The sequence below is a fragment of the Brakhagea baltica genome (assembly GCF_052161605.1).
Classification (GTDB): Bacteria; Planctomycetota; Planctomycetia; order Pirellulales; family Pirellulaceae; genus JBKCUI01.
The window spans coordinates 5037659-5060481 of the sequence record NZ_CP197409.1 but is presented as its reverse complement, the minus strand read 5'-3'; the positions used below and the strand labels follow the sequence as shown (position 1 = coordinate 5060481).

Genomic DNA, 22823 nt, shown 5'->3' with positions numbered 1-22823 from the left:
CAAATCCTGAGGACAATGCGTTAGGAAGTTACTGTCGAAATATGTGGGTCGAAAAATAGAGATTGAGTCTTTCGCCTCACATTTTTCGAAAGCTCATGGCATCTACGCCTTGATTTCATCGATCTGCTTGGTCGCGATGCCGACCGGACGGTCCACGGGCACCCCGGCGCACGAGAGCAACGTGGTGAGCAGATCGCCTTGGTTGCCCTGGATGTCGGGCAGGAATCGCCCTGTCTTGATGGAACCGCCTCCCTTGCCCGCGATGATGAATGGCAGGTTCTTACGGGAGTGCCGGTCGCCGTCTTCGAGCCCCGATCCCCACATCATGATGCAGTTGTCTAGCAGCGTGCCGTCCCCCTCGCGAAGGCTTGCCATCTTGTTCACCATGTAGGCAAACTGATCAATGTTGAACTTCGTGATGGCAGCCACTTTGGCGACCATGTCCGAATCGTTATTGTGGTGAGTCAGCGAGTGATGCTGGCGCGTGAATCCCAATTCAGGATAAGTCACACCATTGGGCGTCGAGCCGATGTAGGTGCAAACGCGAGTCGTGTCGGTCTGGAAGGCTAACACGTTGAGGTCACACATCACCTGCATGTACTCGCTGCGCCGGTCCCCTTCTGGGATCTTGATCTCGATCGGCGGTGAGTCCGACTCGTTGCGGCGGCTAGAGCGGACGCCCGCCTTTTCCATCGCCGCCTCCTTTTGGCGAATTTCGATCGCTGCAATGCGTCGTTCCACTGACCGGACGCTGTCCAGATACTCGTCCAGCTTTCGTTGATCGGTTGGTGGCAATGTGCGCCGCAGATCTCTTGCCCCTGCCAACACTCGATCCAACAGGTTACGATCCAAGGGGCTCATCTGCGATGGTGTGGCAACCTCGCCTTGCTCCTGCTTGTTAAACAAACGGTTCAAAACGGTGCGAGGATTGATCTCGGCCGGGACTGCTTGAGTCGGGGAACGGAAACTGCAATGCGAATAATAGGCCTCGTTCAAACCAGCCTGATTCTCTTTCCAGGTTTGAGGCATCGTCGCCAATTCCAAAGACGGAAGCGCGGTGTGGACTCCCAAAGCATTGGCGGCAATCTGGTCAGCAGAAATAGAGATGCTGATTCGGTCACGCTTGTCCGCATTGGGTAAGGCTGCGGTAAGCCAGGTCGATAACTCGAGAGCGTGCGGTGCATTCTTGAATGGACCATTATCAACACCCGAGATCCCTTTCATCATCAGGCATTGATCAAGTATCGGACGTAGGGACTCAAGTGCGGGTGGCGGCGATGTTAGAAAACTCTCTGCGTCCGTAGGCCAAAACTCACTCATGATCACCCCATGCGGCATGTACATGAAACCGAGTCGCACTGGCAGCTTGAGCGACTTGTTTTCACTGGCCTCCACCCAGCCCATGACATCCAACAGCGGCAGCGCGAGAGCAGCGCCCGCACCTTTCAAACAGTTGCGTCGACTGATAAACAGATTTTTGCTCATGGGAGGGCCTTTCAGGTGGACTTGTTTGTACGTGTCATCGAACTCGCTGGTGCGTAAATAAGTAACTGGTGGTGACTTCTGTGATGATTGTCCGGACGCGGAAATCATCCTCTGCGATCTTGACCATCAGTTGATCAATCACGATCTCATCGTAGCCTTCTAGTTGACGCCCCAAAACAAAGGCCATCAACCGTTCGGTAAGGTTCCGTGCGAGATCCGCTTCCCGCTTGGCCAGGATGCGTTTTAAGTCTGCGGGCGTTGAGAAGGCCTCACCGCTGGGAAGCTCTCCGGCAGAGTCGATCTTAGAGCCTTCATCCTGGTCGCGCCAGCGTCCGATCGCGTCAAAGTTTTCCAAACCGAAACCGATCGGATCGAGGACCTTGTGACAGTTGGCGCAATTCGGGTCCGTTTTATGCAACTCGGTGCGCTGGCGAAGCGTCAAACCTTCCCGAATCTCTTGCTTTTGATCTTCCAGTTCCGGGACGTTATCGCGTGTGCTCCGCGGTAACTTCGGCCATCTTCTGATCCACCGAGATGGTATTGCGGTCCGAAGGGCCGAGCTTTCCGCCGGTCAGCCAGACACTGGCGCAACTGTGGGCCTGGCCGAGGCCGCCGGGGTGATGCAAGCCGTTGATCGGCGTGATCACGTCACGGAATTTTTCCAGCGGCTTCAGCGATCGGGAGAACTGGTAGTCCTTGCCCGGCGTCGTGATCTGGAAATTGGGCGAATGGGTGCCGTTTGCCAGATAGATGAAAGCGCTGCGTCGCGGCGATTCACCCGCTTCCGCGGCCCGCAGCGGCGTCATGCATTCGAGCATGGGTAGAGAGATGCAAGTGCCCATCGCACGCAATGCATGTCGACGGTTGAGAAGCCAGGATTGGGAGAGGAAGTTCATGTTGTATTACTCAATCTTATTTGGAGTCTTGGGGAAGAGAGTCGTAAATGGCTAACTTTGGCTGTCGAAAAATGTGGGTCGAAAGATTTAGGAATCCATTTTTCGACCTACATCTTTCGACAGTTGGATGACTGAAGTTGCGATTATAAATTTCATCGTTTGCTCATAAGTGGTGATAAGGCCACCGCTTTCACAATGTCACGAACGCCATACTGGTTTTTCTTCGCCTCTGCGACGATCGCCTCAATATCATCCGCGTCATCCACGGTCAGCACGCGGCGCAGGGCATAGGTGCTGAGATGCTCAATGAAGGCTCGCAAAAACTTGTCGCGGTCTTCGAGCAGCAATTGTTTGAAATGATTGGCATCTTGAAACTTACGACCATCAGGCATCACACCCGAAGCGTCGACCAAGGGATCTTGACCCTTGCCACCTTCCACCCGTTCGCGTGTCCGCCACTGGCCGATCGCGTCGTATTGATCGAAGGCAAACCCGAGTGGATCGATGTTGCGATGGCAGGCCGCGCAACTGGCGTTTTGAGCATGAACATCTAAGCGTTGTCGAATCGTGACTTTGTCCCCTTCGGGCGGCACCGGTTCGATCGGGTCGACGTTAGCCGGTGGCGGTGGAGGTGTTTTGTTAAAGATCGTTTCGCTAAGCCAAACACCGCGATGCACCGGGCGATGGCGGGTGCCGTCGGAAGTCAACCCGAGTACCGAAGCCATCGTCAGCAGCCCGCCGCGATGATCCTCGGGCCGGAGCGAGACACGCTGGAAGCCGCCAGACTTCGGTTCCGGCAGGCCGTAGAAATCACAAATGCGGGCGTTGGCCATCGTCCAGTTGGCATCGAGAAACTGCTCGATCGGCAGGTTGTTGGTGAACAGTTCGCGGAAGAACTCGATCGGTTCGTCGCGGAGGCTTGTTTCCAGCCAGGCGTCGTACTTGGGATAGAGTCCTTTGTCTGGGGCAAACATCCCGAGCTTGTGCAGTTGCAACCATTGACGAGAGAAATCTTCAATGAAGCCATTGACTCTGTCGTCTGTCAACATCCGGTCGACTTCGTCTTGCAGTACGACGGACATTTTGTCCGTCGAAACGACAGGCACCGACGGACTGGAAGTCCGTCGTACATGCTTAAAGTCGCTTCTTATTGTCTTCGATCTGACGCTTCAGCTCGGTTGATGCTGCTTCGACTTTTCCAGCGGCAAGGAGGTTAACGAGACGCTTATGGTTCTCGTAGCCGACTTTGCGGTACTCGACCTTTCCGATCGCTTCGCGAAAACGCTGAAAGAAAATGGTAAGCAACTCGTTGAACGCAACGAGCGGCTGCAAACCACTGGCCTCGATCAACGAACGATGGAACCGAATATCGATCTCAAGCAGCGATTTCAAATCTTTTGCCGTCTGGAACTGATCAACAATTTCTCGCAGGCTTGCCTCGATCGATGGATCGTCAAGCATCCGACGAACGACATGTGGCAACACACCGATTTCGATGATCACCCGACTGTCGATCAATTGCTGCGGATCGGCGTCGAGCAGGCCTGAGTGGAAACCAAGATGCTTCGTCATGCGCTCCATGTTAATTCGACCGACGGTTAGCCCGACGCCCGTCTTGGACTCGATGATGCCGAGAAACTCAAGGGTTTTGGTCGCTTCACGCAAGCTCATCCGGCTGATCCCGAATGTCTCAGCAAGCTGATTCTCGGTAGGCAAACGATCCCCCGGCATCAGTTTTCGCTCGATGATGTATTGCTTGATCTGCTCTGAGACCTGCTCGCGCAACTTGGGGCGGGTAATCGTTTGCATCATGATCCTCGAACGAACGTGGCGGCCAAACACTGTGTGTTAAGATTATCTTACAATCGTAATTCGTCAAGAGTTTTTACTCCAGGCATTTTGTTTCCGAAAGGCTGCTTCTCCAGTGGGCGACCACGCTGCGCGGATAATCGCACCGCATCGAGCTCTTGCTTTCCAAGTCCCGCTCGAAATGCGTTGCGTTCGACATAGCGGTAGATACCAAAGAAGTGCCGGTCTTAAATCGTAGTACAGCCCGCCAGCTTCATCGCCGCGTGGTGGTCTTGGCATCGGTTTCCCTCCAGTGTCGGCCAAAACGAAATAGTGACGCATTGATGAAGCCGATCAAAGAGGCCTCGACGAAGCCAACCTGCCCCTGGGATGGCAATAACTCGGTATTGCCACGTTTTTCTTAGCGCAAGATTGAATCCGATAGCGACAGCCTCAAGACCGCATCGCGGTCAAACATCAAACCCCATTGGGGTTGGCAATCTCCATCGTGAACCGACGCTTGAAGAACAAGAACTCACGACTGCCAAATCCAATGCAATACCGAATTTTTGACATCCCACCCTGCCCCCTGTGAGCGAAAGTAAGACAACGGCGAACTATTCTTCCAACGTAATCGAGGTCGTTCCAATCCAGTCGCCAATTGCTTCGACCAGCCTTTCACCAAGTTGTTCAGCACGCTGATTTTCCCATTGCAAAAGGAACACATAAATGGGCTCAGGCCTCACTCTCACGCCATGGGATTGGTGCGAGATTAGCGTAAATGTTCCAAAACTTTTCCATCCTGGCCTGGGAATACTAATCTTTGCTAATCGAACAATAAATGAAGAAGGACTGGAAATCCGACGTGAGCAAATACTCCAACAAACCTATGGGTTATCGAGCAAGCGGAATTGCCAGCATGTCCTGGTGCGGTTCGATGTCCGCTTCGTGAGCTTTCAGCATCGCCGACAACCGCTCGACGACATCGGGGTGTTGGTCGGCGACGTCGTAAACTTCGGAAATATCCCGTTCCACATGGTATAGCTGTGGCTTTTTCAATATCACTTCCCTACCGTAATTGATCGGTTCCTGCTGTTTGACATAAAGCTTCCACGGACCGGATCGCACGGCATTCAATTCGGCACGGGTCCAGTAAAACATCTCTTTGCGAGGACTTTCGCCTGTCCCCATCAGAACCTGCGACAAATCGTAGGAATCGAGCTTGCGGTCGTCGGGCGGATTCGTGCCGGTCAAGCTCGCGAGCGTCGCCATCAGATCAAGCGTCGAGCCGAGTCCGGACACGACTGACGGTTTGATCGTACCTGGCCACCAAAAAATCGTCGGCACCCGCTGTCCTCCTTCGAAGGTCGTCCCCTTGCCCGCTCGCAACGGACCGGCAGAACCGCCGTGAGTTTGAAACGTCAACCACGGACCATTATCGCTAGTGAAAATCACGAGCGTTTTTTGGTCGAGCTTTAATTCCCGCAGCGTATCGAGAATCTGCCCGACGCTCCAGTCGATCTCTTCCACCACGTCACCGTACAAGCCGCGAGTTGACTTGCCGCGAAAGTCTTCGGACACGAAGAGCGGAATGTGAGGCAGCGAATGCGGAAGGTATACAAAAAAGGATTCTTCTCGCTTGTCACGGATAAACCGGATTGCCTCTTCGGTATACCGTCGCGTGATCGTATTCTGATCCGCAGGCCGCTCAATGATCTGCTCATCCCGCATCAAGGGCACATTGAAATCCGCCACATTTGGGTAATAGTTTGGGTCTTTGACAACCTCAGCCAAATAGTTTGGACCGCTGACCTTGTCCATGTCGTTGGAGTACGGGATGCCAAAGTAGGTGTCAAAACCCTGGGCTGTCGGGAGGTACTGCGGGAGGTGACCAAGATGCCATTTACCGAAGATGCCGGTCGCATAATTTTTCTGCTTCAGCAGTTCGGCCAGCGTTACTTCCTCAGGAGGTAAACCGCCGCCGGAGTCGGGAAACAATACGCCGCGTTTGTTGCTCGTCATGCCGTTGCGAATCGGATAACGACCGGTCATCAACGCCGCCCGGCTGGGTGTGCATACCGGCGCTGCAACATAGAACTGAGTCCACTTTTGACCTTCACTGGCCATACGGTCCAAGTGCGGGGTGCGGATCGTCGGATTGCCAAAACTGCCGAGATCTCCCCAGCCCAGATCGTCACAGAAAATAATCACCACGTTTGGTGGAGATTCGGCGGATTGTGCTATTGGGCTCAGCATAGCCGCGAGCAAAGCAAAAAGGAAAAAAGCAGTAAGCTTCATGGAGGAATACCTTAAGTTCGCGGTGGAGAGTTGGCGTTGAAGTTGTGGCCGGGAGTAGGGCCTACTTTATCATAACAACTTCAGCGTCGTTCTTCTGATCAGGACCTGACGTCGTGCGACCACGAGAGATGGCTTGTTCCATGTCGGCTTTCATTTTGGTGACGCGATCGGGATGGCGATCCACTAGGTTCGTTTGCTCTGATGGATCGACAGACAGATCATAAAGCTGGAATGCGGGCAGGCTGTCTTGTTCCTTGTGCCCCGGTCGTGGAAAGCTCCAACCGCCTGAACCTGGGCAGAGCGCGAGTTTCCATTGACCATCGCGAATCGCAAAACTGCCATTGATCGATTGACTGATTAAGCTGGTACGAATCGGCCCTTCAGCGGTACCTAGCAATGCTGGCAAGAAACTAACGCTGTCTTCACCTGCATCCTCTGGCAAGGTCATCTCGAGCAACTCCGCAAAGGTTGCTAGAAAATCTAACTGGCCAACAAGCTGGTGCGACACCGTACCAGCTTGGATTCTGCCCGGCCAACGTACGATAAACGGCACGCGATGTCCCCCTTCGTACAAGTCGGCTTTGTGTCCACGGTAGATGTAACTGGGGTTGTGCCCCGCCTCAAGTAGTTCCTCGATATTGGCGGCGGGCGAGCAACCGTTATCGGTGGTAAAGATAACGATGGTGTCGTTCGTCAGGCCGAGTTGATCGACGGCTTCGAGCAACCGACCCATGTCTGCATCAATCTGGCGGACGAAATCAGCATAGGGATTAATACCGCTGGTGCCTTGCCACTGGGGCGTTGGCACGATAGGCGTGTGCGGAGCGGCGAGCGGGACATAAGCAAAGAATGGCGTTCGATCCTGTTCAGGAGTTCCGACACGACGACCTATGTAGTCGATTGTGTGATCGATGATCCGGGTTTGTACATCAATCGCTTCGAAGTCTTTGCCGGCTGGCCCAGGGCGATGAAAGGCTTTGGTTTCGGTTGCGACTTCGGTCGGCAATCGATCGTTGATCCAGACGTAGGGGAACATGTCGAGTGAAGCACTGATGCCGTAGAAATGATCGAAACCGCGATCCACCGGACCTTGGAGAATCGGAGCCGTGTAGTCGACTCGCGCCATATCTTTAAACGGCTTGCTGAAATCCCCTTGGTCATCGGCGACTTCGCCATCTTTGAGCGGCCAATCCATTCCCAGATGCCATTTGCCGATGCAGGCGGTATGGTAGCCATTTTGCCGAAACAATTGGCCCAGCGTCAGGCGTTCAGCCGAGATCAACGGCCGCGAGAACCCACCTAGCACTCCGCTTTGCAACCGTGTTCGCCAATGATATCGCCCGGTGAGCAAACTGTACCGCGTCGGCGTGCAGACACCCGAAGAAGTATGCCCGTCGGTGAATCGCATCCCTTCGCGGGCCATCCGATCGATATGCGGTGTAGGAATCTTACTGGCCGGGTTGTAAGCAGCCACATCCCCATAACCCATGTCATCGGCCAGCACGAGGATGACATTCGGTCGGTTTCGAGTGGTAGTTTCCGATACTGCTCTGTTTGGATCGGTAGCTTTGAGGGCCGGCGCATCCGCCCTTAACACTAAGCACTGCCCCCCAACTAGGAGGCTACACAACAACAAAATGGTTTTCATCAGCTTCAATCCTCAAAACTGAATAGTTCCCCGATGTTGACTTGCCAGCCTGGAAGTACGTTACCACCGTCAATGATATCGTCATCAGCATAAACAGTAGCATCCTGTGCAGAACGAAACACGGTAACGGTTCGGGTCCGATGATCGACCATCCAAAGTAATTCAACTCCTGCGTGAAGATACTCCCGGCGTAAGCGAGTCACATCTTCGACTGTGGCCGTCCCCGGGCGCGGGATCGGTTCGCACACGCGAGGCAGGAATGTTGCCAAGATCGTGCAGTCGTTCCTCCCAGGTTGTCGCCAGCGCGATGCTCATAATCGACCTACCTAAAAATAGCGGTTCATGGAATCTGGATAGCTCTATTGTAGTTTCGGTTTGCGTTCAGTGAATAGGTGCCGGTAGTCAGCAGGATCATTTCGTCCCTACCAAAATCGGCTGTTACCACTAGGGGCGTGTAGGCACCGCGCTGGTGTTTTAATTCCGCTGTAGCACTACCGATAATCGTTTGCATATCGCTCTCTTTCCGGGATCGCAGACGAATGGAATCAGCACAGATTTGAATTCCCAGTTGCTGCAACACCCCAATAAAAAGAGGCCGGAGTATGATACTCCGGCCTCTTTGATTTCTTTTTCGGACGCTGGTGAATTCAGAGCCACCAAACGCCACTTGGTCTATGCGATTCCGAAAACCGAGACTTAAATTATCTACGGACTCGGATGAAGCTGCCGTTTGCAGCGGGGCTGCGAAGGCTGGTTGGGGCGGTTACGCTTACAGGCTGTGCAACTGGTTGCGATTGCACCTGTACACTGGCAACTGCCGTGTTTTCAACACAGGCCGCTTGTGCAGCAGGCATCACGTATACGACTCGGCTCGTTGAAGCCTTTGACGTTGCGAAGCGGTTGTGGTTTGTCCCTCGCATGCCAGCCTCAGCTTGAGGGGCAAGGATAACCAAGGAAGCGAGAATTGCAGAGGCACCGAAAAGGTTACGCATGGCTTATATTAACTCCATAAATCAAATTAGGTGAAAACGCGCTGCTGTCGAGAGGATTCGAGTCTGGCGCCATGGTTTTTTATTCCCATGATCTAATCCCAATGCACAACCCGTGCCAACCGAATGTCGATACTGGTTTTTGTGTCGCGAAATTTGGTTACATGCCAATATTCATTCGAGCAATGAAGCTACGGATCTAAGGATTGGTACGAAAGCGCCTCGTAAGGGTGTCACCGAGAGGTGTCACGCCTCAGCGACAGCGGAAACGACTAGTGACAACAACTGTTGACATGTGCATTTTCGGAGACGAAATGGGATCTCAATAACTGTGGTATGATGGTCTAGTACGCCGGTTACAATCGAATCCTTTCCTTCGTTTGCAGGGTGTGAGTTGCTGTGTCGTTTGCCTTCCTCTCTGATGATCCGACTAATGGAGCGTTCTTCCGCAATGTAGCGAATTACACCTACGATTGGGAATCGTGGCACGATCCCTGCGGAAAGCTGGTTTGGGTCAACGAGTCGGTCAAACGATTGACCGGGTTCAGTGTTGATAGCTGTTTCGCAATGCAGGATTATCCAATTCCAATAGTAGCTGAGGAAGATAAGCCCAAGATTCGACAAATGCTTTCCGATGCCATGGCTTTAAAATCGTTTAACGATCTTGAATTTCAAGTGGTGACTCGCGACGGAGAGCGTCGGTGGATGGCCGTCTCGTGGCAGCCTATTTACGATGACAAGGAGGATCACCTGGGGTTCCGTACGAGTGTTCGCGACATCACCGATCGCCATCGATTGGAAGAGCAATTACGACTCTATACCGAACATCTAGAACAATTGGTCGATGATCGTACGAAACGCATCACTCAGCTAGAAAAACACCGCCGTCATATCGAAAAGCTAGCTGCTATGGGAGAATTGGCAGCCGGAATCGCACACGAAATTAACAATCCTCTCGCCGGAATCCGAAACGGTTTCACCTTGATCAAACAAGGACTCCAGCCCGAACATAAGCATTACGAGCTACTGGAACTGATCGACAGCGAGATTGATCGCATCAGTTCTTTTGTTCACCGAATGTATCAACTCTATAAGCGTGCTCCCGCGACGGCAACCGATTTGGTCGTCGAGAAGATGTTGAACGACGTGGCGTACTTGCTGGAACCGATTGCTAAGGAGCAACAAGTGAAAATTGAGATTGAGTCCGCGACAGGTCCCACTCACGTTAGACTTCCCGAGGGCGAACTGAAACAGATATTTTTCAATCTTATCCGAAATGCGATTCAAGCTTCTACCGCTGGGCAGAAAGTGCTCGTTCGCGTCTGTGACTTAGATGAGTTGCAACCAGGAGCGATCAGGGAATCGACCTCAGTCGACTCGATTTGCGTTCGCGTGATCGATCACGGCACCGGCATCTCGGACAAAGTGCTGCCGCATATCTTTGAACCTTTTTTCACAACCAAAAAGAAGCAGCGTGAAGGGATGGGGCTCGGTCTCTCGGTAACACGAAATTTAGTTGAGTCGTTTGGAGGAAGAATTGAGGTTCAGACCAGCCTTGGGCAGGGGAGCACGTTCCTCGTGGTGTTGCCTCTCGATCTGGAGGAGGTCTCGGAATGAGTCCGCGTATCCTCATTGCTGATGATGAACCACTCTATTTGCGTACCACGGGCGAACTGCTACGCAGCCATGGCTACGAATGCGTGTGCGTGGAGGACGCGGACTCTGCAATCAGCAAATTGAAACAAGAGAAATTCGATCTGGTTCTCTCGGATCTAAACATGCCTGGGAATCTCAAACTGGAACTTCTCACCGAACATTCGCGGCGTCCAGACCATAGTCCTCTGATTGTGATTACCGGTGTACCAAGTCTGCCGAGCGCGATCGAAAGTATCCGCTTGGGAATTACCGACTACCTGCTCAAGCCGGTTAAATTCGAAACACTCTTGGAAAGTGTTGAGCGAGCACTCAGAAATGCACCGAGCACACGTGCTGCAGCCTCCAACCCGACTCCACCTCGCTCTGAATTACAAGCCAAGTTTCCTACCATTGTTGCAAACAGTCCGGCTATGATGGAGGTTCTCGAGATCATCGATCGCATCGCAGCGACGAATTCGAACATCCTGATAACAGGTGAGAGTGGCACAGGTAAGGAAGTCGTCGCCAAGGCCATCCACCAGCACAGCCCGAGGGTATCGGGTACTTTTCAAGTGATCGATTGCACCGCCATCCCAGACACGTTGTTCGAATCGATGCTCTTCGGCCACAAAAAAGGCTCGTTTACCGGTGCCGTTACCGATCAATCTGGCTTGCTGGCACAATGTGACGGAGGGACGGCATTCTTTGATGAATTGGGAGAATTACCTCTACCCATGCAGGCCAAGCTTTTGCGAGTGGTTCAGGAACAGACCTTTACTCCGGTCGGGACCCACACTAGCGTTCGAGTGAACACTCGGTTTGTTTGTGCGACCAATCGTGATCTGCAAGCGGAGGTGGCTCATGGGCGGTTTCGCCAGGACCTATATTATCGGTTGGGGGTGATTCATATTCGATTACCACCGTTGCGAGAGCGTGGCGACGATTGCATTCAACTGGCTGAGCATTTTCTGCATTTGTTTACGCGCGACCGAAGTTCCCAGCTCGCTTTCTCGGCCAAAGCGATTGAGCTTTTACGGGCTTATTCGTGGCCGGGCAACATTCGCGAACTACGAAATGCAGTGGAAAGAAGCGTGGCATTATGTCGTGGACAACAAATTGAGCCATCCGATTTGCCTGAAAGCGTTCAAGGCGTACAGAATCACTCCCAAGGGAATTTCGCAACTGTGACGTCAAGGTCACTGAGTTCTGGGTCGGTTCCCTCACGTGAAGAGGCTTTGAAAGCCGCCGAGCATCAGTATTTGCTCGACTTGATGCGAAACCATGGCGGAAATGTGTCCAAGGCTGCCCGGCAGGCGGATATTTCGCGCCAAGGGTTGCACAAGTTACTTAGGAACTACGGCATTACTCCGGGGGACTATCGGAATTAATCCGACTTGAGTAGACGGTTCGCGTGCAATAGGACTCGTTGCCTCGTCCACTACAACAGCCGGGACTCGTTGCCTCGTCCACTACGGGAGAAACCCGAATACAACGCGTCGGGGTTCGCGGGATCCACCTCCGGCGACGACACCTCAGATCTTTAATTCAGGCAGCCCGACCGCTTGGCGATTTTCGTTGAGACTGCGCAAGGCTTGGGATTCACGGGCCAAGCCTTTCAAAATCTGAGTTGAGGTTGTTCCAAACTCTGCCGCCACGGGGGCGATCTGCCAAGCGTGCTCGGAAATCCGGTTTAGCAACTCCGCCAACACTGCGGGCCAGTCCCAATTCGATTCCGAGATGGCTAGCCGCTCTTTAGCAACATACCTACGAACGCATACTCCTCCCTCTTCCGAGGATTGGCTTCGAACTCTGATGGCTAAAAGTATTCGTAAACGCTTCAGGGCGAGCTTTCTGTTCTCTCCTTGCGTTCGAAACTCAGTCGCTTGCGATTCAACACTTGTCGGGACATGAATCAAAGCGACTCCCGTCTCCACCTTGTTCCGATTCTGCCCACCAGGTCCAGAAGCTCTCCGAAAAGCGGTCTTGCATTCCCTTAAGATGAGCTCTTCGGGCAAGAAGGCAGGATGCGTCATCGTGCGTCGAAGAACTGGGCAAGCGTCTCATTGAGCCTGGCAACATCTAAAGCCAAAAATCCAAACCCGATGAGCAAAAGGAGAACCCCTACTCCGAACCAAGCTGCTCCGGCACGCATGCCAGACGGGCGGAGGGCGGCCAGGCGTATATGTAGAGCCCGATCGAGTTCTATCCACTGCAATAGGTTTTGCTGCTTGCCAACCGATTTGACTTGCGTGACGCTACTCCAGCCGGCCTCCTCAATCTGTCCTTGAATGTTGGTAGAAGCACAGCGAAAGGAATCTCCAAGCCACTCGAGTTTTTCCTCTTTCTCAGCAAACCACGTCTCCATCGCACCGCGAACCAGCTCTTTGGAAGCTCCATAAATCACGATCCCAGGAGGAATGTGAAAGGCTGTGAGCAACACCAGCAGCGCGTACAGTGAAAGCAAAACCAACCAGATCCAGTTTCCCACCACGGAGTAGGCGGCTCTCGGAAAGAATAACTCCAATGGGCCGACCGCGACTAGGCCGAGGCAGGCCATTCCCAGCAGCAATACGTCCAATGGGCGGCTGATGACGGTGGGAGTCCTTCTGATCCGGAACATCCCGATCACAGCAAAGTAGAGCCCCAGCGGAATGACTGCAATTGCTAATCGTAAATAATCAAGCATGAACCGGTTTCGTGGCTAGAGCGTTTCGAGCAGCCTGAAGCACCTTGGCCTGAATCTCGACGAACTCCGCCTCAACAAAGGCACCCGCGGCGGCGCGATGCCCTCCACCGCCGAACATGCGAGCCAATTCGTTACAATCGACATGACATCGAGATCGGAAGCTGACCTTGAAGCCGCCGCGCATTTGCTCGATCAGAATCACGGCGACTTTGGTCCCCTCGATTGCAAGGGTAAGATTAATTGCATCCTCGGTGTCGCTAGGGTGAGCTCCCGATTCGACAAAGTCTTCCTTGCGAACAAAAGTGTGGACTAATTGGCCATTGCATTCGACCTGGGCACGCGCCAGGATTCTGCCACGGAGCCGAACTCGACCAATCGTATCCCGCTCGTAAAGATCCCCATAGATGCTGCTAGGCGAGGCACCTGCATCGACTAAGTCCCCGATCACGCGGTAGGTCTCCGACGTCGTAGACTGAAACCGGAACCAGCCTGTGTCGGTTGCAATGGCTGCATACAAGGCGTTAGCCATATTTCTGCTAATGGGCACATTCATGTGCTTTGCCAATTTTGCAACCAGATGCCCTGTCGCCTCGGCACTGGTGTCCTTAAAGAACTGCGTCCCTAAGTCGTCTTCACCAACGTGGTGATCGATAACAATTTTCGTTCCACCAAACTTCCTCAAGGCCTCAGCCATCGGCCCCAACTGAGCCCAGGCACTGGTGTCGAGCACGATCAAACAGTCTCCTGTGATTTCGTCGGGAGCGATCGTGTTGTCCACGACGAGGATCTTGCCGCTGGGGTCGAGAAACTCCAAGCTCGGTGGCGTTGGATGGCCATTGATGATGGTTACTTGCTTACCGAGAGCCTCTAAGATCCCGGCCATTCCCAATTCACTCCCCAGAGCGTCACAATCGGGGCGTATGTGGCTCGTCAATACGAAACGCTGGTGGGAGTTGATAATTTTTGCAAGCGCTTGCCAGTCCAAACTCATGGGAAGTTTCAGTTCTAATCAATTGGGTTAAATACAAATTTGCCGCTACTTCGCGATTTCGTCGCGTTCGACTAAGCCGCCAGTATAGCACGGGATTTCGTTCGCGTTATTCCTTAGCGAGTCAGGTCTTACAAAACACTACCCGCGAGTTTCGCTCACTTGGATTCCGCGAGACAGCAGGACGTCACAGTCTAGGACGCAATTCCGCTGGCAGTTCGGGTTGCTGCCAGGTGCTCATTCCACCGTCGACATACACCGTCTGACCGTGAATATGCCCTGCAAGATCACTTAATAAAAATGCCGCCATCGGTCCACAAGCCTCAGCGTCCGGAACCAACCCATTGGGAGTATGCAGTTGCATCCAACGCAGGGCCTCCCCATCCCGCTCGAGTACCTGATTGGTGAGAGGGGTGCGTACCAAACCCGGTGCCATGGAATTGACCCTAATATTGTGGGGTGCGAGCGCCACACATAACGATCGCACCATCCCGGCGACCGCAGCCTTCGAAGCATCGTAGGCCGTGTGATCGGTCTCCGCCAATAAACCATTGATCGAACCAGTGAACAAAACCCGACCAGAAAGCTTGTCAGCGACCCAGCGGCGAGCGAATAATTGGGTTAAAAAATAACCGACGGTGACATTGATGTGAAAGGTTTTCTGAAATAGGGACTCTTCCATGTGCAAAAAGGGAGAATCGATAAACACACCGGCATTGTTTACGAGCAGCGATGGAACCTGGCCATTGTCCCGAAAGCAAAAATCCTCGAATGCACCCACGACTTCGGAGATTGGCCGTGTCAGATCTAAGTACAACGTACGCACGTTGCTTCCGCACTCTAAACATCTTGCTGCGGTCTTCGCTGCATGCTCGTTCTCTTCTAAACCGTGAAGAATCAAGTCCGCACCGGCTTGGGCCAAACTGTGGGCTATCGCGGCCCCGACACCTTGGGTTCCCCCCGTCACGACCGCGACACGTCCTTTGAGATCGATTTTCATCTGTAATAGTTTTCGTGGTGAGTTTTCGTTCGCACGTTACGCAAAGACCAAAGGTGAGCCCGATCAGCGTGAGGCGAGTCGCTGCTCGACGAGCCACTTCGTAATCGCGTCCAACGCCGCGTCGGATATCCCGCGATCGAGCAGCACGTACTCTGCCGGGTGTCCTGTCTCACACTCTTGTAACAGATGGTTGAGCCCCGGAAGCACCAACCACTGCGTTCGGCTTCTCGAATTCCTACGCATCGCTTGCTTGAGGATATCAAGGTTGACTTCGGGATTAACCTGTACATCCTTGCTGCCCCACAAGGCTAGAGTTGGAGTTTGAAAAATCATCCAACTGGTAGAGGGATCAGCTCGCAGGAAGTCTCGGTTGAACGAATTTCTCATGGTTCCTAGATCCTGTCTTAACTTTTCCTCGACAGAAATCTTGAGCTCCCCAGTTGCAATCTGCTCTTTCACCTCCTCGGAATCAGTGGAGTTGGAAATAATCTTTTCCATTCGTGGCCAATATCTATCCAACAAATCGTTGAACTCAATCTGCATTTGAGTTTCATTCGTGGTTGGCTTGAGAGCTAACGCATGAACCTCTTTCTGCAACTGCGAATAGAATTCACGGCTTTCGGGATCAAGTTCCTCAAGCTCTGCAATCTTCTCCGATTCAGCCAGCAGTAACTTGCTGCCGTCCAAACCAGGTGGTGCCAAACAAACCAGAAATGCCATGGTCGGATCACTGGCTGCAAGCTTGGTTGCTAAACTCGCACCAAAACCATGCCCGATGATTCCCACTTTGCCAGGATCCACTTCGGCCAAACCTCTTCCATAGTCAAGAACGGCTTTGACGTCAGACATCGCTTCCTGAAGGTTATAGCTGGGACCTGCAATTGTACTCTTTCCGACCCCGCGATCATCAAAGCGAAGTGTTGCTATCCCTCGGTCAGCCAATACCTGGGCCAACTGTTGGTAAATCTTGGCATTGCCAATCGTCCCGTCTCGGTCTTGTGCGTCGAAGGTCGAAACAATAACGGCCAACGGAACCTTCTGCCCCGGTTCTATAAAGGGAAGTCGCAGGGTGCAGCCGAGTTGGTGCCCCACTTGAGCACCACGACTTCTTCCCACGGCCGAACCGACTGTCAATACGAACTCGTCGTCGCCCGCGGCTGTTAGTCGAACGGATTCGCTGGGCTCATCGAGTATTATCTTTACCGAATCTGCCTTGGCAACTTCCTCTTTCGTTTTTGTCTCGACCGTTCCAGTTTTGCTCGCCATTTCCTTTTTGGCGGGAGTCTTAGGAGACGGCTCCGATTTTTTGACTTCAGATTGCCATTTGAACAGCTGTAAAGGTTTCGAAGTGGCACTTCCGATGAGTACGCCGCTAAGAGTATCGCCGCCGGAGTCGAGTTCAGCCCGATACTCAACCTTGAGCGAGGGGATTTGGAAACTCCAAAGCTCCCCTTCTGATTGCGTGAGCTTGACCGGGGCACCGATTACGTTGCTGGTGCGTGAGTCGAGCAAAACGCGATCGGTTCCGTCAAAGAAGGGGCCGCTAGAATAGATACGCATACGAAGATCGTATGGCAGCAATTTCGCTCGGCTACTCGGTTGATCGGTCCATACGCTATCAGCGCCCAGTGTATCGCCTGACTCCTGGTCCAGCTTTTCGACTTTTTTGAGCTGCGCAAAGATCGATTCCTCTCCCTGGAGAATCAGCCCCTTGATCATGGTCGGCTGCTCTACGTTACCCACGAAAGAAGCCTCGGGAGCGCCTTTGCTAGGGGACCAGCTAAAACTCAGCGCGGTATCCGACACGACAAGCTTGGAAAGTGGGATAGGTGGCGTCGTTCGGTCGGGCAGCGTTATGGCACCTTGCCAGTCGGAGGTGTCTTTTGTCAGGCGGATAATCCAACGCAGTTGGGACTCGGGAGACTCGATCCAGCCAACCCAAATTCGGTTTTCTGATCCGTCCCCGCCTAGCTTACCAGCGCCCTGGTCGCCGGATTGTTGGACGGCGGATTGTTGGACGGCGGATTGTTGGCCACCAGACCGCTGACCTCCTGCATCTTGGGCTTGCACGGCAACAGCACCAAGCCAACCGAACAACGCGATCAACAGTCCTGCGCGTAACAGATAAGTAGGTCGCTTTAGCATCTTGGCAATCGTGATCCGTTCCGGGGTGATTATCGCAGTAGGGGGATTGTCAGGGCTGGGTGATTGTCGCTCGTGCATCCGCTAGCTCGGTGCCGTTCTTACAAGGCAATCAGTCGCTGGCAATCGCTTTGCCGACAATCGATTATAGCGTTTAACCCGGCTGTAACGAAGTCGACTCAGCCCGATGCCAAATTTTCTCCCATCCGATTTCCCGTCAGGATCTCTGGAACCTACGTTTCTCGGTGGTTTCAAGGCCACGTGTCATGCTGGATATCTCGGGCTTAGCCACGCCGCACGGACGGCGAAGGAATCCGCCAACTCAACTCTTCGAAGTCTAGTGCCTTATGATGCAAATACAGCTTGTGACGCAACAGTCGCAATGGTCAGAGCTGGAGAAGAGCTGGGATGAACTCGATGACGGAGTTCTGACTCGCGGCTATCGGTGGTTGCGTTCGTGGTGGAACTCCTATGGCTTTACCAATGACCTAAGGATCTTCGTCGCAAAGAAAAATGGGCGAACCGTGGGTATCCTACCGCTTCTGCGCAAGAGCTGCCTGTTTCAGGGAGATACGCTGTGCTTTTTGGGTAGTGGCCGTGCCTGTTCTGACCGAATGGGAATCCTGAGCCACCCTGAGCTCGCCGATGACATAGGAGTGGCCTTTGCAAACCATCTCCTGGGAACCCGATCGCAACTCGAGCGATGGGACCACTTGGATCTGGATGGTGTGCGAGCTGACGACCTTGGAATGGGTAGCTTTGCTAGCCGCCTCGCAGACAATCCGCATGTTCACTGGGAACGCCGTCCAAGCCCCAGCAATTGGATGATTCCGCTCGTCGATGGCTTCGACGGCTATTTGGCGTCGGTCAGCAAACGGGTTCGCAAGATGTATCGTCAAGCGAAAAAGCAGCTTGCTGAAGATTGTTCCTTTCAAGTAGCTCAATCAAAACCAGAGGCATTGTTGTTTTTGAGAGATGTCGAGCGAGCACACCAATCTCGTTGGGAAACGGCGGGCGAACTCGGCTGTTTTGCCGAGGAAGAGTTCCATGATTTTCTCTGCAATGCCGTGGAGTCCCATTGGTGCAGTGAGCCCGCTACTCGTTTGAACCGCTCCGTCGTGATTGTGCGGGCTATGGTAGCAGGCTCATCAGGAGCTGGGATGATAGGATTTATCAGGGACGGCGTCCTCTCTGTCTACGTTACAGGAATGAAGCCGCAGTATGCGGACCGGCGCTTGGGTTGGTTTACTAACCTGCTTGGCATCGAATACGCGGCAAGAATCGGATGCATCGGAATCGATCTAATGAGGGGTGATGAAGCTTACAAAGCGAGGCTGGGTGCCAGGCCGATTGCTCAAGAACGTTGGATCATCTCCAACCCACGATGGTCCTCTCGCGCCCTCAACGCAGCTTATTACGCTGCGAGAAATCTGAAAGGTTGGGCCGATTCGATTCGCAAATCCCCCCCAAAAAGCGCTGCGTCGAATGACTCGGATGAGACGAAAGCCGACAAGAACGAGGATGCTACTTGAAGGAAAGGGGCTGCCGCTACCCATCGGCGGGTTTTCGCCCTAATCCCTCGATCGATTCTTCTTGCGGTACTCCCACGGTGCCTCAGGAGATTTATCCTTCCATAGACCTAGCTTCTTGTCCTTTGCGTCTTCTTCAGCCTTTGCCAATTCTTCGTCTTTGTTGTATTGTTTGTAATGCCAAGCAGCTCCCTTTTTGAGCATCTCGAGATTGACAAAGGTCTCTTCGACATAAATCTTGCCGAGGATCCGATCGTAATTGTCTTTAGAAGTCCACTTCACCGACACTTTTTTGCTCTCGACCAGCTTTTCTAGCAACTTGGTCGAATCCTTGCCAAAATCTTGCTTGATCTCGGGAGCATCGATTCCATCGAGCTGCACTTCATTTTCTTTTCCTGAATCATCGACAACGATAATCGTGTCGCCGTCGATAACCCGTTTGACTTTTCCGATCAGTGTTTGCTCTTCTTTGGGGGAGGACTTAGCTTTTGATGAGGAAGTGCTTTGGCCCCACGCAAAGGAGGATATTTGCAAGCCGAATAACAGTACGCCAGCAATGAGAGTAAGGGACTGAAAAGAACGTGTCATTTTTGATTCTCCAAGTACAGTTACAACGTGCAGTGACAGGGCGACAAAAGTCCTTATTTTACCGGCAGTGCGTCACCTCGTCTGCACAGCGGAGCGAGTCTCATCCGAAGAACCGGCTAAATTGTGGATTGAGGTTTTCTTCTTTCCTCATTCTGAAACAATTATTTGTTTGCGTCGATCTTGGTAGGCGAATATGAGCCAGCGGAAGACTTACGATTTAATATTGGTTGGGGGGGGAGTTATCGGGCTCTCCATCGCTTGGGAATGCGCTCAGGCCGGATTGTCTGTCTTCGTTATTGAAGCCAATCAGATCGGTCGAGGCTCCTCGTGGGCAGGTGCAGGAATTTTGCCCTCGGGGGCGACGATAACGCCTTTAGATCCGCTCGAACAGTTGAGAGCATTATCGCACCCACTGCATGAGTCTTGGGCTTCAAAATTGCTGGAGCAGACTGGAATCGACAATGAGTATCGAAGATCGGGAGGGCTGTATGTTGCCCGTTCTGCCGGTGAAAAGGCCACGCTCGCTGCAAATCGGTTTTGGTGGGACGAGCACGGTATCCCCCATGAATTGCTCGACCCCGACTTTGTATCCACGGAATTTCCGGGATTAACGAGCAATGGAGCCCCTGAGTCTCGCAACTCTAGAGACCAATTCTGGTGGCTGCCAAACGACTGCTGCGTTAGGAATCCACGACATATCCAGGCACTCCGAGCTGCTTGTCTCGGCAAGCAAGTCGCGATCGTGGAAACCAGTCCGGTCTCGGATATAGTCCGAGATGGCGACTGGAAATTAGTTTGTGAAACCGGCGACTATCGTGCCAAACACGTATGCTTGACCGCAGGAGCGTGGACCGTGAAGTTGCTTTCCAAGCTTGGCATCGAGACCGGTATCATGCCGGTTCGCGGCCAAATGTTGCTGTACAAGTTCGAACGAAAACCTTTCCCTTGCGTGATTAACGAGGGGCATCGTTATCTGGTCCCCAGAGAAGACGGTCACTTACTGGCGGGCTCCTGCGAAGAGGAGGTCGGATACGTGGCCGAGACAACCGAGGGGATGATAGCGGAACTAAAAACTTGGGCGGTGAGCCTCTTCCCTCCCCTCAAAGATATGCCCATCGTCTCTAGTTGGGCGGGATTGCGACCTGGCTCGTTTGACTCGTATCCTTATCTGGGACCAGTCCCGAACATGCCTGACATGACTGTCGCAGCTGGGCATTTCCGACATGGATTGCATTGGTCGACGGGGACGGCATTGTTAATGCGGCAATGGATCTGCGGTGAGGCGACCAGCATGGAGTTGAGTCCTTTCCACGTTTGTCGCAAATTCGGCACGCTATCGGCTTAGCGGAATTGTCGCTACAATTCGGGCTCGTTTTTGGGGATTCGTACCGGTGTCGGCTGTTAGCAAACGACCGTGTCACCATCCCCTGCCGTGGAGACCTCGACGCTGCCTAGCTTTGAAGCCTCGACGCATTTACCTGATTGCCTGACTCGAAGAGCTGTGTCATGACACGATCCCCTGAACTTGATTTGTATTCCTTTATTCGAGACGTGCCGGATTTTCCCAAACCGGGCATCATGTTCAAGGATATCACGCCGCTCCTTAACCATCCTGTTGCCTTTCGAGAAACGATTGCCCGGATGGCGGACCCGTTTCGCGGCCAAAAGATCGATACACTCGTGGCAGCCGAAGCTCGAGGATTCATCTTTGCCGCTCCTCTAGCTCTCGAGCTGAACGCAGCCTTTGTGCCGGTGCGAAAGCCTGGCAAATTACCTCATGATACCCATGCGTTTAGCTATGATCTGGAATACGGACAGGATACGCTGGAAATCCACAAAGATGCGGTATGCGCCGGGCAAAAGGTATTGGTTGTCGATGATCTTTTGGCGACTGGTGGTACGGTGGGTGCCTGTTGCTCATTGCTTGCACACTACAATATCGATATCGTCGGGTGCTTGTTCTGTATCGAATTGTCGTTCCTCAAGGGACGTGACAAGCTGGTGCCCTATCAAGTCGAAAGCTTGCTGAAATACTAGTGTCAGAGAATCGACCCCCTACAACGAGCCAGAACGCGACGGAATCCGAGGTTGGTTCTCCGGTCACTCAGGATTATTCCGTTGGCCGCGATCAGTCCTTCAATGCGGACGATAACGACGCAATGACAGCTTCGCACCCGACTCCTCCTTTGCGACGACCAAGACGCTGGACGATGCCTATATTCCTGTTCGTCGCCACCATGGTGTCGATGACATGGGCTGGTATTGCGGCTTGGAATCCAATGAACGTTTGGGAGCTTTCTCTTTATGAAGGCTCGATGTTCACCATACGCCAGCATGTCCTCGCAAATTGGGAAAGTGGCTTGGTGTTTTCCCTATCGCTCGCTGCAATATTGGGGGCACACGAGCTGGGGCATTATTTCGTAACAAAACTTTACCGAATCCCGTCCACGCTGCCTCTCTTTATCCCATTTCCTATCGGGCCGACGGGAACGTGCGGGGCGGTGATTTTGATGGACGGATTCAAAGCTGACCGCAAACAAATATTCGACATTGGAATTGCTGGGCCGCTAGCGGGCTTGGTCTTCGCGATCCCGATAGCGTGGTTCGGTTTGCTAAGCGAAAATTATCCTGCGACGACAGGTTCGACGATTCAGTTTGGGCAACCACTCGGGATCAGCCTCTTAAATATGTTGGCAAATCCAACTAGCCCTGTTTCGATTGATTGGGTTCCCAACACCTCGATGAATCCATTGCTGATGGCTGCGTGGGTCGGGTTGCTGGTTACAGGGTTGAACATGATCCCGATCAGCCAGCTCGATGGCGGTCACGTTTTGTTTGGCTTGCTCGGTAGAAAATCGGCCATCGTATCGCTCGGTATTTATTTGGCGTGTGTCGTCTACGTCGTCTTCTCGAGCATCAAATACGGTGAGCCCGTGTTCATTCTCATGCTCATTTTGATACCTCTCATGGGGATTGGGCATCCGCCTAGCCGTAACGACGATGTGCAGCTGGGGTGGGGACGAATTCTACTGGGGGCGATGGCACTGCTCATTCCCGTTTTCTGTTTGCCGTTGAGACCGATACAGCTCCTGTGAGAAACCGTCATCGGTGCAGGCAGTCGTTTAACCGCATGCCCAACGGGCTGCGGTGA

At 53.0% G+C, this 22823-nt stretch carries 22 protein-coding genes; 6 read left to right on the top strand and 16 right to left on the bottom strand.

The window, feature by feature from the left end:
* Positions 1–102: 102 nt before the first annotated feature.
* The 10 genes from SH449x_RS19490 to SH449x_RS19445 form a co-directional block, all read right to left on the bottom strand.
* Entirely contained in the window at positions 103–1485 is a 1383-nt protein-coding gene (locus tag SH449x_RS19490) for a DUF1552 domain-containing protein (protein WP_482377750.1), read from the bottom strand.
* Between the two features lie 34 nt (positions 1486–1519).
* Positions 1520–1927, bottom strand: a complete 408-nt coding sequence (locus SH449x_RS19485) for a DUF1585 domain-containing protein (RefSeq protein ID WP_482377749.1) — start codon at positions 1925–1927, stop codon at positions 1520–1522.
* A 43-nt stretch (positions 1928–1970) separates the two neighbouring features.
* Positions 1971–2381 (bottom strand): DUF1552 domain-containing protein, encoded by a 411-nt coding sequence (locus SH449x_RS19480; protein ID WP_482377748.1) that lies wholly within the window; start codon positions 2379–2381, stop codon positions 1971–1973.
* A 152-nt stretch (positions 2382–2533) separates the two neighbouring features.
* Positions 2534–3463, bottom strand: coding sequence for a DUF1588 domain-containing protein (locus SH449x_RS19475; protein WP_482377747.1), 930 nt, complete (start codon positions 3461–3463; stop codon positions 2534–2536).
* Between the two features lie 52 nt (positions 3464–3515).
* Positions 3516–4193 carry a FadR/GntR family transcriptional regulator gene (locus SH449x_RS19470; RefSeq protein ID WP_482377746.1) on the bottom strand — a complete coding sequence of 226 codons (678 nt, stop codon included), beginning with the start codon at positions 4191–4193 and terminating at the stop codon, positions 3516–3518.
* Positions 4194–5063: 870 nt separating this feature from the next.
* Complete coding sequence (locus SH449x_RS19465) at positions 5064–6467, bottom strand: sulfatase family protein (protein WP_482377745.1); 1404 nt, start codon at positions 6465–6467, stop codon at positions 5064–5066.
* A 61-nt stretch (positions 6468–6528) separates the two neighbouring features.
* Positions 6529–8115, bottom strand: coding sequence for a sulfatase family protein (locus SH449x_RS19460; RefSeq protein WP_482377744.1), 1587 nt, complete (start codon positions 8113–8115; stop codon positions 6529–6531).
* Between the two features lie 5 nt (positions 8116–8120).
* Complete coding sequence (locus SH449x_RS19455) at positions 8121–8384, bottom strand: Uma2 family endonuclease (protein ID WP_482377743.1); 264 nt, start codon at positions 8382–8384, stop codon at positions 8121–8123.
* A gap of 71 nt (positions 8385–8455) precedes the next feature.
* A complete protein-coding gene (locus tag SH449x_RS19450) occupies positions 8456–8626 on the bottom strand; it encodes a hypothetical protein (protein WP_482377742.1) in 171 nt (56 codons plus the stop codon).
* Positions 8627–8816: 190 nt separating this feature from the next.
* Entirely contained in the window at positions 8817–9107 is a 291-nt protein-coding gene (locus SH449x_RS19445) for a hypothetical protein (RefSeq protein WP_482377741.1), read from the bottom strand.
* A 396-nt stretch (positions 9108–9503) separates the two neighbouring features.
* Here SH449x_RS19445 and SH449x_RS19440 point away from each other — a divergent pair, with 396 nt between their 5' ends.
* The gene (locus tag SH449x_RS19440) at positions 9504–10721 is read left to right on the top strand and encodes a two-component system sensor histidine kinase NtrB (protein ID WP_482377740.1); all 1218 of its coding nucleotides are present in this window, start codon (positions 9504–9506) and stop codon (positions 10719–10721) included.
* Positions 10718–12127, top strand: coding sequence for a sigma-54-dependent transcriptional regulator (locus tag SH449x_RS19435; RefSeq protein WP_482377739.1), 1410 nt, complete (start codon positions 10718–10720; stop codon positions 12125–12127). Before SH449x_RS19440 ends, SH449x_RS19435 begins: the two co-directional genes overlap by 4 nt.
* A gap of 144 nt (positions 12128–12271) precedes the next feature.
* Here SH449x_RS19435 and SH449x_RS19430 read toward each other — a convergent pair whose 3' ends face one another.
* The 5 genes from SH449x_RS19430 to SH449x_RS19410 all read right to left on the bottom strand — a co-directional run bounded on the left by SH449x_RS19430 (position 12272) and on the right by SH449x_RS19410 (position 17636).
* A complete protein-coding gene (locus tag SH449x_RS19430) occupies positions 12272–12772 on the bottom strand; it encodes a peptide chain release factor family protein (RefSeq protein WP_482377738.1) in 501 nt (166 codons plus the stop codon).
* A complete protein-coding gene (locus SH449x_RS19425) occupies positions 12769–13425 on the bottom strand; it encodes a hypothetical protein (protein ID WP_482377737.1) in 657 nt (218 codons plus the stop codon). Before SH449x_RS19425 ends, SH449x_RS19430 begins: the two co-directional genes overlap by 4 nt.
* Positions 13418–14416: a DHH family phosphoesterase gene (locus SH449x_RS19420; RefSeq protein ID WP_482377736.1), complete on the bottom strand. Its 999-nt coding sequence runs from the start codon at positions 14414–14416 to the stop codon at positions 13418–13420. Before SH449x_RS19420 ends, SH449x_RS19425 begins: the two co-directional genes overlap by 8 nt.
* A gap of 184 nt (positions 14417–14600) precedes the next feature.
* Entirely contained in the window at positions 14601–15413 is an 813-nt protein-coding gene (locus SH449x_RS19415; RefSeq protein ID WP_482377735.1) for an SDR family NAD(P)-dependent oxidoreductase, read from the bottom strand.
* Positions 15414–15476: 63 nt separating this feature from the next.
* Positions 15477–17636: an alpha/beta fold hydrolase gene (locus SH449x_RS19410; RefSeq protein ID WP_482377734.1), complete on the bottom strand. Its 2160-nt coding sequence runs from the start codon at positions 17634–17636 to the stop codon at positions 15477–15479.
* Positions 17637–17902: 266 nt separating this feature from the next.
* On the opposite strand from SH449x_RS19410, the gene SH449x_RS19405 reads away from it, so the two are divergent.
* Positions 17903–19087: a GNAT family N-acetyltransferase gene (locus tag SH449x_RS19405; RefSeq protein WP_482377733.1), complete on the top strand. Its 1185-nt coding sequence runs from the start codon at positions 17903–17905 to the stop codon at positions 19085–19087.
* Between the two features lie 39 nt (positions 19088–19126).
* Here SH449x_RS19405 and SH449x_RS19400 read toward each other — a convergent pair whose 3' ends face one another.
* The gene (locus tag SH449x_RS19400) at positions 19127–19672 is read right to left on the bottom strand and encodes a thermonuclease family protein (RefSeq protein WP_482377732.1); all 546 of its coding nucleotides are present in this window, start codon (positions 19670–19672) and stop codon (positions 19127–19129) included.
* Between the two features lie 193 nt (positions 19673–19865).
* Here SH449x_RS19400 and SH449x_RS19395 point away from each other — a divergent pair, with 193 nt between their 5' ends.
* The 3 genes from SH449x_RS19395 (at position 19866) to SH449x_RS19385 (ending at position 22767) form a co-directional block, all read left to right on the top strand.
* Entirely contained in the window at positions 19866–21017 is a 1152-nt protein-coding gene (locus tag SH449x_RS19395; protein WP_482377731.1) for an NAD(P)/FAD-dependent oxidoreductase, read from the top strand.
* A gap of 161 nt (positions 21018–21178) precedes the next feature.
* Entirely contained in the window at positions 21179–21709 is a 531-nt protein-coding gene (locus tag SH449x_RS19390; protein WP_482377730.1) for an adenine phosphoribosyltransferase, read from the top strand.
* The gene (locus SH449x_RS19385) at positions 21709–22767 is read left to right on the top strand and encodes a site-2 protease family protein (protein ID WP_482377729.1); all 1059 of its coding nucleotides are present in this window, start codon (positions 21709–21711) and stop codon (positions 22765–22767) included. The genes SH449x_RS19390 and SH449x_RS19385 overlap by 1 nt, the downstream gene beginning before the upstream one ends.
* Positions 22768–22823 lie beyond the last annotated feature (56 nt).